Below are 15,602 nucleotides of genomic sequence, written 5' to 3' on the forward strand. Positions count from 1 at the left end.
TTCAACCAGCGTTGCCGGAAGCTATTGTGACTGACAAAGGCGAGCCGGAAGTTCATGAAAAACCAGCATACACTGAACCGGTAGGCACAGTTCCAGAAGAAGCACCCAAGTCCGAGAAGTCAGAATACACGGAATCTGTAGGTACAACAGGAGTAGATGAAACAGGAAACGTAATTGATCCGCCGGTTATTGAAATCTCAGAGTATACCGATCCACTAGCTACAGTTCCTGACGTTGCTCCAGAGAGAGAAGAGCTTCCTGCTTTACATACTGATATTCGTACAGAGACTATTCCTAAAACTATCACAGAAGAATCTGATTCTAGCAAATTTATAGGTGATGATTCTATTAAACAAGTTGGTGAGGATGGAGAACGTCAAATTGTTACTAGCTATGAAGAGTTACATGGCAAAAAAATCAGTGACCCAGTTGAAACAGTAACTATTTTGAAAGAAATGAAGCCTGAAATTCTTGTAAAAGGTACCAAAGAAAAGCCCAAAGAAAAAACGGCTCCTGTTTTGACTCTGACCACTGTATCTAAGGATGTTTTAGCTAAGTCTGCTACAATTAACTACAATCTAGAAAATCAAGACAATGCTACAATTACACGCATTGTAGCGACTATCAAAGAAGGTGGAAAAATTGTAAAAACGCTTGATTTAAAAACCGATAACTTATCTCAAGTATTAGAGAACTTAGACTATTACAAAGATTATACGATTTCAACCACTATGACTTATGATGTAGGTAAGGGTGCAGAAGTATCGACTTTGGAAGATAAACCTTTACGCTTAGATTTAAAGAAAGTTGAGTTGAAAGATATTGCAAATACCAGTCTCGTACAAGTAAACGAAAGCGGTGTCGAAAGCGATAGTAATCATTTAACCTCTCTTCCAAGTAATGTTAACAACTATTACTTAAAAGTAACCTCCAGAGAAAACAAAGTGACTCGTTTAGCAATTGATAAGATTGAAGAGGTCATTGAGGAAGGTAAGCAGCTTTACAAGATAACGGCAAAAGCACCTGACTTAGTTCAACGTGATAAAGACGGTAAGTTAAGAGATACTTACACTTATTATCTTGAAAAACCGAGGGCTACCGAGGATAAGGTTTATTACAACTTCCATGATTTAGCAAAAGACATGCAAGCAAATCCTACCGGTGAGTTTAAACTTGGTGCAGATTTGAATGCAGTTAACGTTAAGCCAGCAGGTAAAGCTTATGTTATGGCTAAGTTTAGAGGTACTTTATCAAGTGTAGAGAATCATCAGTACACGATTCATAACTTAGAAAGACCTTTGTTTAATGAGGCTGAAGGTGCTACACTCAAAAACTTTAACTTAGGTAATGTAAATATAAACATGCCTTGGGCTGATAAAGTTGCACCTATTGGTAATATGTTTAAGAAGTCTACACTTGAGAATATCAAAGTAGTAGGTTCATTAACAGGAAATAACGATGTAACCGGTGCTGTTAATAAGTTAGACGAAGCTAATATGCGCAATGTAGCTTTTATTGGCAAGATTAACAGTCTTGGAGATAAAGGCTGGTGGTCTGGTGGACTTGTCAGCGAAAGTTGGATAAGTAACGTTGATAAAGCTTACGTTGATGCTAAGATTAGTGCCAATAAATCTAAATCTGGTGGTTTAATTGGTAAACTAGATCATGGTATTGACTCGATGACAGTAGGTAAAAAAGGATTTCTCCGAAATGCTGTAATAAAAGGTACTATGAATTTGATTCAGCATGGCGAAAGTGGAGGTGTAATTCATAACAACTTTAACTGGGGTGTTATTGAAGACGTCGTAACAATGCTTAAAGTAAATAATGGTGAAATTGTCTATGGTTCACCAGCCTTGAATGATAATGACCAATATTTTGGATTAGATAATATCAAACGTGTAAATTATGTAAATGGTGTTGCAAGTGGTTTATCTTCCTACAAGCATTCAAATCGTATTACTGGTATCTCTCAAGCCGAAGCAGACACCAAAATCGCTAATATGGGGATTACTGCGAATACCTTCGCTATTCAAGATCCAGTTGTAAACAAGTTAAATCGTATTGTTGATAGAGATTCTGAATATAAAGCGATTCAGGACTACCAAGAAACAAGAAACCTAGCTTATCGAAACTTGGAAAAACTGCAACCATTTTATAACAAAGAGTGGATTATAAACCAAGGGAATAAGTTAACAGATGATTCCAATCTTGTTAAGAAAACTGTTCTGTCTGTAACAGGTATGAAAGCAGGGCAATTTGTCACTGATTTATCAAGTGTGGATAAAATCATGATTCACTATGCCGATGGAACCAAAGAAGAATTTGGGGTATCTGCGGTTTCGGACTCTAAGGTAAAACAAGTCAAAGAATATAATGTAGATGGTTTAGGTGTAGTTTACACTCCTAATATGGTTGATAAGAACAGAGATTCCTTGATTACGAAAGTTAAAGAGAAGTTGAGTTCTGTTGCTTTAGACTCTGCTGAGGTTAAAGCTATTACAAATAACCCTTCATCTCTATACCTAGAAGAAAGCTTCGCTGAGGTTAGAGAGACGTTAGATAAGTTAGTGAAGTCCTTGTTAGAAAATGAAGACCATCAACTGAACAGTGATGAAGTGGCTGAGAAGGCGCTTCTCAAGAAAGTTGAAGATAATAAAGCTAAGATTATATTAGCCTTGACTTATCTAAATCGTTATTATGGTATCGACTATGATGGCTTGAACTTTAAGCATTTGATGATGTTTAAACCAGACTTTTATGGTAAAACACCAAGTATTTTAGATTTCTTGATTCGTATAGGTTCAGCAGAAAAGAATTTAAAAGGAGATAGAAGTTTAGAAGCTTATCGTGAAGTTATTGGTGGTACTATTGGAAAAGGTGAATTAAATGGCTTGTTAGGCTATAACATGCGTTTATTCACTAAGTACACCGACTTAAATGACTGGTTTATTCATGCTGCAAAGAACGTTTATGTTTCTGAGCCTGAGACGACTACAGAGGATTTCAAAGACAAGCGCCATCGTATCTATGACGGTTTGAACAATGACGTGCATAGTCGCATGATTTTACCGTTACTCAACTTGAAGAAAGCACATATTTTTGTCATTTCTACTTACAACACGTTGGCATTCAGTTCTTTTGAAAAATATGGGAAGAATACGGAAGAAGAACGAAATGCTTTCAAAGAGGAGATAAACAAAGTAGCGAAAGCTCAACAAAGATATTTAGACTTTTGGTCTCGTTTAGCTTTACCAAAAGTTCGTAATCAGCTCTTGAAGAGTCAAAACTCCGTACCAACGCCTGTTTGGGATAATCAAAATTATAGCGGTATTAAGAATGCTAGTCGCCGTGGTTATGGTTCAGATGGCAAGGTTGCAACTCCTATTCGAGAGCTATTTGGCCCAACTGATCGTTGGCATCAAGTTAACGGAGCGATGGGAGCGATGGCAAAAATTTATGAACGTCCATGGAAAGATGATCAGGTTTACTTCATGGTAACTGACATGATTAGTCAGTTTGGTATTTCAGCCTTTACACATGAAACAACTCACATAAACGACCGTATGGCTTACTATGGTGGAGATTGGCATCGTGAAGGTACTGACTTAGAAGCCTTTGCTCAAGGTATGTTACAAACCCCTGATAAATCTACTCCGAATAGTGAGTATAAAGCTCTGGGTATCAACATGGCTTATGAGCGTAAAAATGATGGTGAGCAGTACTACAATTATGATCCAGCTAAGTTAGACAGTCGAGACAAGATTGATAGTTATATGAAAAACTACAATGAGTCTATGATGATGTTAGATTACTTAGAAGCTACTGCCGTTATTAAGCAGAAGTTATCTGATAACTCTAAGTGGTTCAAGAAGATGGATAAAGAGTGGCGTACAAATGCGGATAGAAATCGTTTAATTGGAGAACCACACCAGTGGGACAAATTACGTGATTTGACGGAAGAAGAGAAGAAATTACCAATTGATAGCATTGACAAGTTGGTAGATAATAACTTTGTAACTCTTCATGGTATGCCAAATAACGGTCGCTTCCGTACGGAAGGTTTTGATAGTGCTTATCAAACGGTCAATATGATGGCAGGTATCTTTGGCGGGAATACGAGTCGAAGCACCGTAGGTTCTATTTCCTTTAAACACAATACTTTCCGTATGTGGGGTTACTATGGTTATGAGAATGGCTTTATCCCTTATGTTTCTAACAAGTTAAAAGGTGATGCCAACAGAGAAAATAAAGGGCTTTTAGGTGATGATTTCATTATCAAGAAAGTTTCTAATAATCAATTCCAAAACCTCGAAGAGTGGAAGAAACATTGGTATCATGAAGTGTATGCGAAAGCACAGAAAGGCTTTGTTGAGATTGAAGTAGACGGTTCTAAGATTTCAACTTACGCTCAACTTCAAAACTTATTTAACACTGCTGTTGAGAAAGACTTGAAAGAAGGTGGTTTCAAGCATACCGAAGGCCTCAAGTGGAAAGTTTATAAGAAATTATTACAAAACACAGATGGTTTCTTAAATCCATTGTTTAAAATATAAAAGGGACAAGTTTTTTGGCTCTTTGTCAACTGTAGTGGGTTGAAGAAAAGCTAATCTCGAGAAAGGACAAATTTCGTCCTTTCTTTTTTGATGTTCAGAGCGATAAAAATGCGTTTTTTGAAGTTTTCAAAGTTCTGAAAACCAAAGGCATTGCGTTTAATAAGTTTGATTAGATTATTAGTGGCTTCCAGTTTGGCGTTAGAATAGGGTAGTTGAAGAGCGTTGACAGTTTTCTCTTTGTCCTTTAGAAAGGTTTTAAAGACAGTCTGAAAAAGAGGATGAACCAGCTTTAGATTGTCCTCAATGAGTCCAAAGAATTTCTTCGGCTCCTTATTCTGAAAGTGGAAAAGCAAGAGTTGATAGAGATGATAGTGGTGTTTCAAGTCTTCGGAATAGCTCAAAAGCTTGTTTAGGATTTCCTTATTGGTTAAATGCATACGAAAAGTAGGGCGATAAAAACGTTTATCACTCAGTTTACGACTATCCTGATTGATTCATAATTTGGACACGCACACGACTCATAGCACGGCTTAGATGTTGTACAATGTAAAAGCGATCCAGAACGATTTTAGCGTTTGGGAGTGAAACAGTCTCGTAGACTGTTTCAGCCTGAGCCTAGAAATTCGAAAGCGAAGTTGTCTAGTCAAGTCATAATAAGGGCTAAACATATCCATAGTAATGATTTTGACGCGACTTCGGACAGAACTCTCATATTTAAGAAAATGATTTTGGATGATGGATTGTGTTCTACCTTCCAGAACTGTGATGATATTGAGATTGTCAAAATCTTGAGGGTAATTTCTCAAAGTAACTTCCACTTTCCTGACCAAAGTGGAAATTAGTCTAAAACGGATTTTTATGGTGGAATTAAGTGTGAGACGTTTGTTAATTATTTTATAGGATTGGCTATTAGTAAGAAATATGGTATAATATAGGGTGAGACCTTCTTAATAAATAGTGAAAGAGTATAAAATGAAAAAAATTGTCATTAACGGTGGGAGACCATTGAAAGGTGAAATTACGATTAGTGGTGCTAAAAATAGTGTCGTTGCCTTGATTCCTGCCATTATTTTATCAGATGATGTTGTGATTTTGGATTGTGTTCCAGACATCTCTGATGTAGCTAGTCTTATTGAGATTATGGAGATCATGGGAGCTAGTGTCAAGCGTTATGACGATGTTCTTGAGATTGATCCTCGTGGTGTTCAAAATAAACCAATGCCTTATGGTAAAATTAATAGCTTGCGTGCGTCTTATTATTTCTATGGTAGTCTTTTAGGACGTTTTGGTGAAGCAACTGTAGGTTTGCCTGGAGGGTGTGACCTAGGACCACGTCCGATTGATTTGCATTTAAAAGCATTTGAAGCTATGGGAGCTAAGACAACCTACGAGGGAGATAATATGAATCTCTCAACCCAAGGATCAAGTCTACATGGTGCGCATATCTATATGGATACTGTTAGTGTTGGTGCGACAATCAATACGATGCTAGCAGCAGTAAAATCTAAAGGTCGAACAGTTATTGAAAATGCTGCTCGCGAACCTGAAATCATTGATGTGGCTACATTATTAAACAATATGGGAGCTCACATTCGTGGCGCAGGTACGGATATGATTACTATTGATGGTGTAGATAGCCTTCATGGGACACGTCACCAAGTCATCCCAGACCGTATTGAAGCAGGTACTTATATTTCAATGGCTGCTGCAGTAGGTCATGGGATTCGAATTAACAATGTACTTTATGAGCATTTAGAAGGATTTATTGCTAAACTTGAAGAAATGGGTGTTCACATGACTGTTTCTGAAGACAGTATTTTCGTCGAAGAGCAAACAAATCTAAAGGCTGTTAATATCAAGACAGCTCCTTATCCAGGTTTCGCAACAGATCTTCAACAGCCTATTACTCCTTTGTTATTAAAAGCAGAAGGTCGTGGCACATTGATTGATACAATCTATGAAAAACGTGTCAACCATGTTTTTGAATTAGCCAAAATGAATGCAGATATTTCAACAACAAACGACCACATCCTTTATAAGGGTGGAAATCCTTTGCAGGGTGCAAAAGTTAAGGCGACAGACCTACGTGCTGGAGCTGCCTTGGTTATTGCTGGCTTGATGGCTGAAGGAAAAACAGAGATTACCAATGTTGAATTCATCCTTCGAGGCTACTCGAATATTATTGAAAAATTGCGTAATCTTGGAGCAGATATTGAGCTAATCGAAGATTAGCACTTTGAGGATTGCAATGAATATCTGGACTAAATTAGCAAAATTTTCTTTCTATGAGACGGAACGTTTATATTTCCGTCCCTTCTTTTTTACAGATGTAGATGATTTTCATCAACTTGCATCAGATCCTGAAAATCTTCAATTTATCTTTCCTGCACAAGCAAGTATTGAAGAAAGTCAGTATGCTCTTGCCAATTATTTTATGAAATCACCTTTGGGAATTTGGGCTATTTGTGATAAAAAAGAGCAAAGAATGATTGGAGCTATCAAGTTTGAAAAACTTGATGAAATTAAGAAAGAAGCTGAAATTGGCTATTTTTTAAAGAAAGACTATTGGTCTCAGGGTTATATGACTGAAGCAGTTACCAAATTACGAGATTTATCCATGAACGAGTTTGCCTTGAAGCAACTTTCGATTGTGACACATCTAGAAAATGTTGCTAGTAAGAAAGTAGCAGAAAAATCAGATTTTGTTCTTTATCGTCGTTTTAAAGGTAGCGATCGTTATACCCGAAAGATGCGGGATTATCTAGAATTCCGTTATACAAAAGGAAATCTAAATGAGTAAACACCAAGAAATATTAGCCTACTTGGAAGAATTACCAGTTGGGAAGCGTGTCAGTGTTCGTAGTATTTCAAATCGACTGGGAGTAAGTGATGGTACAGCATATCGGGCTATCAAAGAAGCTGAAAATAGGGGACTTGTTGAAACACGTCCTCGAAGTGGAACTGTCCGTGTCAAGTCCAAAAAGGTTGCTATTGAGAGATTAACCTTTGCAGAAATTGCAGAAGTTACAGGCTCGGAAGTTTTAGCTGGTCAAGCTGGATTGGATAGAGAATTTAGTAAATTCTCCATTGGAGCGATGACTGAAAAGAATATTCTTTCTTATCTTCATGATGGCGGCTTACTTATCGTAGGAGATCGAACACGTATTCAGTTATTAGCACTAGAAAATGAAAATGCTGTCTTGGTAACAGGTGGATTTGAAGTTCATGAAGATGTTTTGAACCATGCTAATAAAAAAAATATTCCAGTATTACGCAGTAAGCATGATACATTTACAATTGCGACTATGATCAACAGAGCTTTGTCCAACGTTCAGATCAAGACAGATATTTTGACGGTTGAAAAAATCTATCGTACTAGTCATGAATATGGATTTCTACAGGAAACGGATACTGTCAAAGATTATCTAGACTTGGTTCGTAAGAATAGAACGAGCCGTTTCCCTGTCATCAATCAGCATCAGATCGTTGTTGGTGTAGTTACTATGCGTGATGCGGGGGATAAATCACCTGGTACAACGATAGATAAGGTCATGACAAGGACAGTCTACATGACTGGCTTAGCGACGAATATCGCTAACGTTAGCCAGAGAATGATTGCTGAAGACTTTGAAATGGTACCTGTTGTGAGAAGTAATCAAACTTTACTTGGTGTTATTACTAGACGGGATGTCATGGAAAAGATGAGCCGCTCTCAAGTTTCAGCTTTGCCAACATTTTCAGAACAGGTTGGTCAGAAGTTATCTTACCACCATGATGAAGTTGTCATTACGGTTGAACCATTTATGTTGGAAAAAAATGGAGTCCTTGCAAATGGAGTTCTTTCAGAAATTTTGACCCATATGACGCAGGATCTAGTCGTGAATAGCGGACGTAATCTCATCATTGAACAGATGTTGATTTACTTTTTACAGGCTGTTCAGATTGATGATATCTTGCGAATTCAGGCTAGAATTATTCACCATACGAGAAGGTCAGCCATTATCGACTATGATATTTATATCAATCATCAAATCGTATCAAAAGCAAATGTTACTGTAAAAATTAATTAAAACTAGGAGAAAACATGATTACATTAAAATCAGCTAGAGAAATCGAAGCAATGGATAAGGCTGGCGATTTTCTTGCCAGTATTCACATCGGTTTGCGTGACATCATCAAACCAGGTGTAGATATGTGGGAAGTAGAAGAATATGTGCGTCGTCGTTGTAAAGAAGAAAATTTCCTCCCTCTTCAAATTGGTGTTGATGGGGCAATGATGGATTATCCATACGCAACTTGTTGTTCGCTTAATGACGAAGTAGCCCATGCTTTTCCACGCCACTATATTTTGAAGGAAGGCGATTTGCTGAAAGTTGATATGGTCCTTGGTGGGCCAATCGCTAAGTCTGACCTCAATGTTTCTAAACTCAATTTTAACAACGTTGAGCAAATGAAAAAATATACTCAAAACTTTACGGGCGGCTTGGCAGATTCTTGTTGGGCTTACGCTGTTGGAAAACCGTCAGAAGAAGTTAAAAACTTAATGGACGTTACCAAAGAAGCTATGTATAAGGGAATTGAGCAGGCTGTTGTAGGAAATCGTATTGGAGATATTGGAGCTGCTATTCAGGAATATGCTGAAAGCCGTGGTTACGGAGTTGTTCGTGATCTTGTAGGACACGGTGTTGGTCCAACTATGCATGAAGAACCAATGGTACCTAACTATGGTATCGCAGGTCGTGGTCTCCGCCTTCGTGAAGGCATGGTCTTAACCATTGAGCCTATGATCAATACAGGTGATTGGGAAATCGATACAGATATGAAAACAGGCTGGGCACATAAAACAATCGATGGTGGACTATCATGTCAGTACGAGCATCAGTTTGTTATTACTAAAGATGGGCCTGTAATCTTGACAAGTCAAGGTGAAGAGGGAACTTATTAATCAAAAAAGGAGCTGAGCTCCTTTTTTTGATTCTTTCAAGTTGAAAATAAATTTGCGTAGCAGATATCTTACAAACGTTTTCTTTTATAGTAAAATAAAAGATGACTATATGAAAGAAGGTTCTTAATTGGAAAGTATTTTATTTTTTATTTCTGTCTTTATAGCTGGGGTCTTGTCATTCTTTTCTCCCTGTATCTTTCCCTTGTTACCAGTCTACGCAGGTGTTCTGCTAGATGATCAAGAGGAATCAAATACATTTCGTTTTTTAGGTAAAGACGTTGCTTGGTCAGGATTGATTCGTACCCTCTGTTTCATTGCGGGTATCTCTCTCATTTTCTTTATTCTTGGATTTGGAGCAGGATTCCTTGGGAATTTACTTTATGCTGACTGGTTTCGTTATGTCATGGGAATCATGATTATCATACTGGGATTGCATCAGATGGAAATTCTTCATCTACAAAAATTAGAGATACAAAAAACAGTGACATTTAAGCAAAAACAGTCTAGTAAATATTTGTCGGCCTTTTTATTGGGTATCAGCTTCAGTTTTGGCTGGACTCCATGTATAGGCCCAGTTTTAAGTTCTGTTTTAGCACTGGCTGCCTCAGGAGGAAATGGAGCTCTTCAGGGGGCCTTATTAACCCTCATTTACACTCTTGGAATGGCACTTCCATTTTTAGTTCTGGCCTTGGCATCAGGTCTTGTCATGCCTTATTTTAGTAGAATCAAATCCCACATACTTTTATTGAAGAAGATTGGTGGTTTATTGATCATTCTCATGGGAATTTTATTAATGTTGGGACAGTTAAATGTCTTATCTGGAATATTAGGATAAAAGGAGTTATCTATGAAAAAAATTATCTATTTTGGACTTAGTTTCTTGTCTCTCTTTCTTCTGATTGCTTGTGGCAAGGAAGAGAAAAAATCAAGTCCACAAAATCAATCAAATCAGACACAACAAGCTCCTGTGAAGCAAGTAGCTATTGGAGCAGAAGCACCTGATTTCACCCTTCAATCTATGGATGGAAAAGAAGTGAAATTATCTGATTTTAAAGGTAAAAAAGTTTATCTTAAATTTTGGGCATCTTGGTGTGGACCATGCAAGAAGAGTATGCCAGAATTGATGGAGCTTGCTGCTAAGGAAGATCGTGGTTTCGAAATTTTATCTGTCATTGCGCCAGGGCTTCAAGGTGAAAAAACGATAGACCAATTTCCAAAGTGGTTTGAAGAACAAGGTTATAAAGACATCCCTGTTTTATATGATACAAAAGGAGCTGTTTTTCAAGATTATCAAATTCGAAGCATCCCTACAGAGTATCTAATTGATTCACAGGGTAAAATTGCTAAGATTCAATTAGGTGCGATTAGTAACGCAGATGCAGAAGCAGCTTTTGCTCAAATGAAATAAAGTAATGAAATATAAAAATGTCTAGACAAATCGTCTAGACATTTTTTCTAACTTAAATTAGTTTTTTGAAGCTGCTTGGAATTCAGGGTTTTTCCAAGCTTCATCAATAATAGCTTGTAATTCTTTAGCTGAAGCTTGCATTTTTTGAGTTTCAGCATCGTTCAATGGGATGTTAACTGGACGAACGATACCGTGTGCACCAACGATAGCTGGTTGACCGATAAAGACGTTTTCAACTCCGTATTGACCTTCTTGGAATACTGAAAGTGGAAGAACAGCATTTTCATCATCAAGGATAGCTTTTGTAATACGAGCAAGGGCTACTGCGATACCATAGTATGTTGCACCTTTTTTGTTGATGATTGAGTAAGCAGCATCACGAACTGAGATGAAGAGTTCTACAAGGTCAGCTTCATCCAAGTCACGGTTAGCTTGCAACCATTGTTCCAATTTTACACCGGCAACGTTAGCGTGTGACCAAACAGCAAACTCAGAGTCACCGTGTTCACCCATGATGTAGGCGTGAACTGAACGAGCATCAACGCCGATTTTTTCAGCAAGTGCTTGACGGAAACGAGCTGAGTCAAGTGAAGTACCTGAACCGATAACACGTTCTTTAGGGAAACCTGAGAATTTCCAAGTTGAGTAAGTCAAAACGTCAACTGGGTTAGCTGCAACAAGGAAGATACCGTCGAAACCAGAAGCAACAACTTGTTCAACGATTGATTTGTTGATAGCAAGGTTTTTACCAACAAGGTCAAGACGAGTTTCACCTGGTTTTTGTGGAGCACCAGCAGTGATAACTACAAGGTCAGCGTCCGCACAGTCTTCATACTTAGCTGCATAAATTTTCTTAGGTGAAGTAAAAGCAAGCGCGTGGCTAAGGTCTTCAGCATCACCAACAGCTTTTTCAAACAATTGAGGAATTTCAATGATACCAAGTTCTTGTGCAATTCCTTGGTTAACAAGAGCAAAAGCGTATGATGATCCTACGGCACCGTCACCGACAAGGATAACTTTTTTGTGTTGTTTAGTTAATGTCATTTGTCTAAACATCTCCTTCATTTTTTAAGGGCTTCCCCCGTTTAGTTTCATTCTATCACTTTTAAATAGCTTTGTCACGGATATAACATCCACTTGGCCATGTAAACGTTTTAGTCGGATTGGAAGACTGAAATCTAGGTCAAACTATGGTATAATATATCTAGTTACTAATAGTGAAATGAGGCATTTGTTAATGCAAGATAAAAATTTAGTGAATGTCAATCTGACAAAGGAGATGAAGACCAGCTTTATCGACTACGCCATGAGTGTTATCGTAGCGCGAGCCCTTCCTGATGTTCGAGATGGGTTGAAACCAGTTCATCGTCGTATTCTATACGGTATGAACGAATTGGGTGTGACACCAGATAAACCTCATAAGAAATCTGCTCGTATTACAGGGGATGTCATGGGTAAATACCACCCGCACGGTGACTCATCTATCTACGAAGCTATGGTTCGTATGGCGCAATGGTGGAGTTACCGTTACATGCTTGTAGATGGGCATGGGAACTTTGGTTCCATGGATGGTGATGGTGCTGCCGCCCAGCGTTATACTGAAGCACGTATGAGTAAGATTGCTCTTGAGATGCTTCGCGACATCAATAAAAATACCGTTGATTTTGTAGACAACTATGATGCCAATGAACGTGAACCCCTGGTTCTACCAGCTCGTTTCCCAAATCTTTTGGTCAATGGAGCTACAGGTATCGCTGTTGGTATGGCGACCAATATTCCACCACATAACTTGGGTGAAACCATTGATGCTGTTAAGTTAGTGATGGATAATCCAGAAGTCACCACCAAGGAATTAATGGAAGTTCTTCCTGGTCCAGATTTTCCAACTGGTGCTCTGGTCATGGGGAAATCAGGTATTCATAAGGCTTATGAAACAGGAAAAGGCTCTATTGTGCTTCGTTCTCGTACTGAAATCGAAGAAACTAAGACTGGTCGCGAACGTATCGTTGTAACAGAATTTCCATACATGGTCAACAAGACTAAAGTCCATGAGCATATTGTGCGTTTGGTTCAGGAAAAACGTATCGAAGGTATTACAGCTGTTCGTGACGAATCAAACCGAGAAGGTGTTCGATTTGTTATCGAAGTGAAGCGTGATGCATCTGCTAATGTTATTTTGAACAACTTGTTCAAGATGACTCAAATGCAAACTAGCTTTGGATTTAACATGCTGGCTATCCAGAATGGTGTACCAAAGATTCTTTCTCTTCGTCAAATCTTGGATGCTTATATTGAGCACCAAAAAGAAGTGGTGACTCGTCGTACTCAATTTGACAAAGAGAAAGCTGAAGCGCGTGCACACATCTTAGAAGGTTTGTTGATTGCTCTGGACCACATCGACGAAGTTATTCGTATCATCCGTGCTAGTGAAACGGATGCAGAAGCCCAAGCTGAATTGATGAGCAAGTTCAAGTTATCTGAACGTCAAAGTCAAGCAATTCTCGATATGCGTCTTCGTCGTTTGACAGGTTTGGAACGTGACAAGATTCAGTCAGAATATGATGAGCTTATTGCTTTGATTGCTGACTTGGCAGACATTCTTGCAAAACCAGAACGCGTAGCGCAAATCATCAAGGAAGAATTGGATGAGGTCAAACGTAAGTTTGGCGATCCACGTCGTACTGAGTTGATGGTTGGTGAAGTCTTGACTCTTGAAGATGAAGACTTGATTGAAGAGTCTGATGTTCTCATCACTCTATCAAATAAAGGTTATATCAAACGTTTGGATCAAGACGAGTTTACAGCTCAAAAACGTGGTGGACGTGGCGTTCAAGGAACTGGAGTTAAGGACGATGACTTTGTGCGTGAATTGGTTTCAACCAGCACTCACGATCATTTGCTATTCTTTACTAATAAAGGACGTGTTTATCGTCTTAAGGGATATGAAATTCCAGAATACGGTCGTACAGCCAAAGGGTTGCCAGTTGTCAATCTTTTGAAACTGGATGAAGGTGAAAGCATTCAAACCATTATCAATGTTGAATCAGAACGTAGTGATGATGCTTATCTCTTCTTTACAACTCGAGCAGGTATTGTCAAAAGAACTAGTGTCAAAGAATTTGCCAACATTCGTCAAAATGGTCTCAAAGCCTTAAATCTGAAAGATGAGGATGAGTTGATTAATGTCTTACTAACTGAAAAAGACACAGATATCATCATCGGAACCAGATTAGGCTATGCAGTTCGTTTCAATCAGTCTTCAGTTCGTAGCATGAGTCGTATCGCCACTGGTGTTAAAGGGGTAAACCTTCGTGAAGGTGATGCTGTAGTGGGAGCGAGAGTGATTACTGACCAAGACGAAGTCCTTATCATTACTGAGAAAGGATACGGTAAGCGCACAGTTGCGACTGAATACCCAACAAAAGGTCGTGCTGGTAAAGGAATGAAAACAGCTAATGTTACCGAGAAAAATGGTCCTCTGGCTGGTCTCTTAACAGTAAAAGGGGACGAAGATCTGATGATTATCACTGACACAGGTGTTATGATTCGAACCAATGTTGCCAATATTTCACAAACGGGACGTTCAACTATGGGAGTAAAAGTGATGCGTCTAGATCAGGATGCTAAGATTGTGACTTTTACAAGTGTTGCAGCAGCAGAAAAAGAAGAAGTTGGGGCAGAACAGGAAACAGAAAGTGAAGCATAATGTCTAAAAAAATCAATAAAAAGAAAAATAAACGTAAAAATCTACTGATTAACATACTGGCAGGATTTCTAATCTTGCTATCTATCGCTTTAATCTTCAATGCTAATATTCGTGATATGTTCATGATTTGGAACACTAATAAGTATCAGGTCAGTCAAGTAACTAAGGAAGAGATTGAAGAGAACAAAGAAACCGAAGGAAATTTTGATTTTGACTCTGTAAAATCACTTTCCTCGGAGGCAGTCCTATCAGCTCAATGGAATTCCCAGCAACTTCCGGTAATCGGAGGGATTGCCATTCCAGAGCTTGAAATGAATCTACCAATATTTAAGGGACTCGATAATGTTAACCTTTTTTATGGTGCTGGGACAATGAAAGCAAATCAGGTAATGGGGGAAGGAAATTATTCTCTAGCAAGTCACCGTATCTTTGCAGGTGAAAATGCAGATAAGAAATTATTCTCTCCTCTTGCTCGTGCTGAGAAAGGGATGAAAATTTATCTCACTGATAAAGAAAAAGTCTATACATACGAGATTGAAGAAGTTAAAATTGTAACTCCTGATCGCGTAGATGTAATTGACGAACGTGATGGGATTAAAGAGATTACCTTGGTAACCTGTGAAGATGCTAATGCAGTTGAGAGAATTATCGTTAAAGGGAATTTGACAGAGGTAAAATCTTATGCAGAAACTCCATCAGATATCTTAGAAGCCTTTAATAAACCCTATAAACAATTTTATGAATAGTAGAAGAGGTTGGGACAAAAGAGCCCGACCTCATTTTTTATTAGTAATCAAACTTTGACGCGGTAGCTGATTGAACTTTTTGTTCGTCTTTTAGACTCCAAAAAGCTCCTAATCATCCTCGCGGGGCTGGGACTACGAAATCGAGACTTTGTCTATCGATTTCTGTCCCACCGCCTTTTCTTGTCAATTTGCTAAATTCGCAAACTAAGTTCCACCGCTATTAGAAGTGGAAGTTAATCTG

The 15,602-nt window shown here is 38.4% G+C and carries 10 protein-coding genes and 1 pseudogene; 9 read left to right on the forward strand and 2 right to left on the reverse strand.

The genetic code is table 11. The features are described 5' to 3' along the window. The coding region (locus tag RQ973_RS08410) for a ZmpA/ZmpB/ZmpC family metallo-endopeptidase (RefSeq protein WP_311523633.1) at window positions 1–4,556 on the forward strand (4,556 nt) is incomplete at its 5' end. Window positions 4,557–4,606: 50 nt separating this feature from the next. Here the strand turns inward: RQ973_RS08410 and RQ973_RS08415 are convergent. Next, a pseudogene (locus RQ973_RS08415) lies at window positions 4,607–5,347 on the reverse strand (transposase); the annotation flags it as partial. A 181-nt stretch (window positions 5,348–5,528) separates the two neighbouring features. Here RQ973_RS08415 and RQ973_RS08420 point away from each other — a divergent pair. The 6 genes from RQ973_RS08420 to sdbB all read left to right on the forward strand — a co-directional run bounded on the left by RQ973_RS08420 (window position 5,529) and on the right by sdbB (window position 10,909). After that, window positions 5,529–6,788, forward strand: coding sequence for a UDP-N-acetylglucosamine 1-carboxyvinyltransferase (locus RQ973_RS08420; RefSeq protein WP_311523634.1), 1,260 nt, complete (start codon window positions 5,529–5,531; stop codon window positions 6,786–6,788). Window positions 6,789–6,804: 16 nt separating this feature from the next. Next, a complete protein-coding gene (locus RQ973_RS08425) occupies window positions 6,805–7,356 on the forward strand; it encodes a GNAT family N-acetyltransferase (protein WP_311523636.1) in 552 nt (183 codons plus the stop codon). Further along, on the forward strand, window positions 7,349–8,626 hold the full coding sequence (spxR, locus tag RQ973_RS08430) for a CBS-HotDog domain-containing transcription factor SpxR (protein WP_311523638.1): 1,278 nt from the start codon (window positions 7,349–7,351) through the stop codon (window positions 8,624–8,626). The genes RQ973_RS08425 and spxR overlap by 8 nt, the downstream gene beginning before the upstream one ends. 14 nt (window positions 8,627–8,640) lie before the next feature. Further along, window positions 8,641–9,501 (forward strand): methionyl aminopeptidase, encoded by an 861-nt coding sequence (locus tag RQ973_RS08435; protein ID WP_045763436.1) that lies wholly within the window; start codon window positions 8,641–8,643, stop codon window positions 9,499–9,501. A 127-nt stretch (window positions 9,502–9,628) separates the two neighbouring features. Then, window positions 9,629–10,336: a thiol-disulfide oxidoreductase-associated membrane protein CcdA2 gene (ccdA2, locus tag RQ973_RS08440; RefSeq protein WP_311523641.1), complete on the forward strand. Its 708-nt coding sequence runs from the start codon at window positions 9,629–9,631 to the stop codon at window positions 10,334–10,336. A gap of 12 nt (window positions 10,337–10,348) precedes the next feature. Next, a complete protein-coding gene (sdbB, locus tag RQ973_RS08445) occupies window positions 10,349–10,909 on the forward strand; it encodes a thiol-disulfide oxidoreductase-associated lipoprotein SdbB (protein WP_311523642.1) in 561 nt (186 codons plus the stop codon). 57 nt (window positions 10,910–10,966) lie between these two features. Here sdbB and RQ973_RS08450 read toward each other — a convergent pair whose 3' ends face one another. Beyond that, on the reverse strand, window positions 10,967–11,953 hold the full coding sequence (locus tag RQ973_RS08450) for an L-lactate dehydrogenase (protein ID WP_000176425.1): 987 nt from the start codon (window positions 11,951–11,953) through the stop codon (window positions 10,967–10,969). Between the two features lie 193 nt (window positions 11,954–12,146). Between RQ973_RS08450 and gyrA the strand changes: the two genes are divergently transcribed. Both gyrA and RQ973_RS08460 read left to right on the forward strand, forming a co-directional pair. Beyond that, window positions 12,147–14,615, forward strand: a complete 2,469-nt coding sequence (gene gyrA / locus RQ973_RS08455) for a DNA gyrase subunit A (RefSeq protein WP_311523643.1) — start codon at window positions 12,147–12,149, stop codon at window positions 14,613–14,615. Then, window positions 14,615–15,361, forward strand: a complete 747-nt coding sequence (locus RQ973_RS08460) for a class A sortase (RefSeq protein WP_311523645.1) — start codon at window positions 14,615–14,617, stop codon at window positions 15,359–15,361. The genes gyrA and RQ973_RS08460 overlap by 1 nt, the downstream gene beginning before the upstream one ends. Window positions 15,362–15,602 lie beyond the last annotated feature (241 nt).

It is taken from the genome of uncultured Streptococcus sp., assembly GCF_963511325.1.
Lineage (GTDB): Bacteria > Bacillota > Bacilli > Lactobacillales > Streptococcaceae > Streptococcus.

Coding starts and splice junctions, on each gene's coding strand:
- RQ973_RS08420 (WP_311523634.1), top strand. CDS start 5,529: ATGAAAAAAATTGTCATTAACGGTGGGAGACCATTGAAAGGTGAAATT.
- RQ973_RS08425 (WP_311523636.1), top strand. CDS start 6,805: ATGAATATCTGGACTAAATTAGCAAAATTTTCTTTCTATGAGACGGAA.
- spxR (WP_311523638.1), top strand. CDS start 7,349: ATGAGTAAACACCAAGAAATATTAGCCTACTTGGAAGAATTACCAGTT.
- RQ973_RS08435 (WP_045763436.1), top strand. CDS start 8,641: ATGATTACATTAAAATCAGCTAGAGAAATCGAAGCAATGGATAAGGCT.
- sdbB (WP_311523642.1), top strand. CDS start 10,349: ATGAAAAAAATTATCTATTTTGGACTTAGTTTCTTGTCTCTCTTTCTT.
- RQ973_RS08450 (WP_000176425.1), bottom strand. CDS start 11,953: ATGACATTAACTAAACAACACAAAAAAGTTATCCTTGTCGGTGACGGT.
- gyrA (WP_311523643.1), top strand. CDS start 12,147: ATGCAAGATAAAAATTTAGTGAATGTCAATCTGACAAAGGAGATGAAG.
- RQ973_RS08460 (WP_311523645.1), top strand. CDS start 14,615: ATGTCTAAAAAAATCAATAAAAAGAAAAATAAACGTAAAAATCTACTG.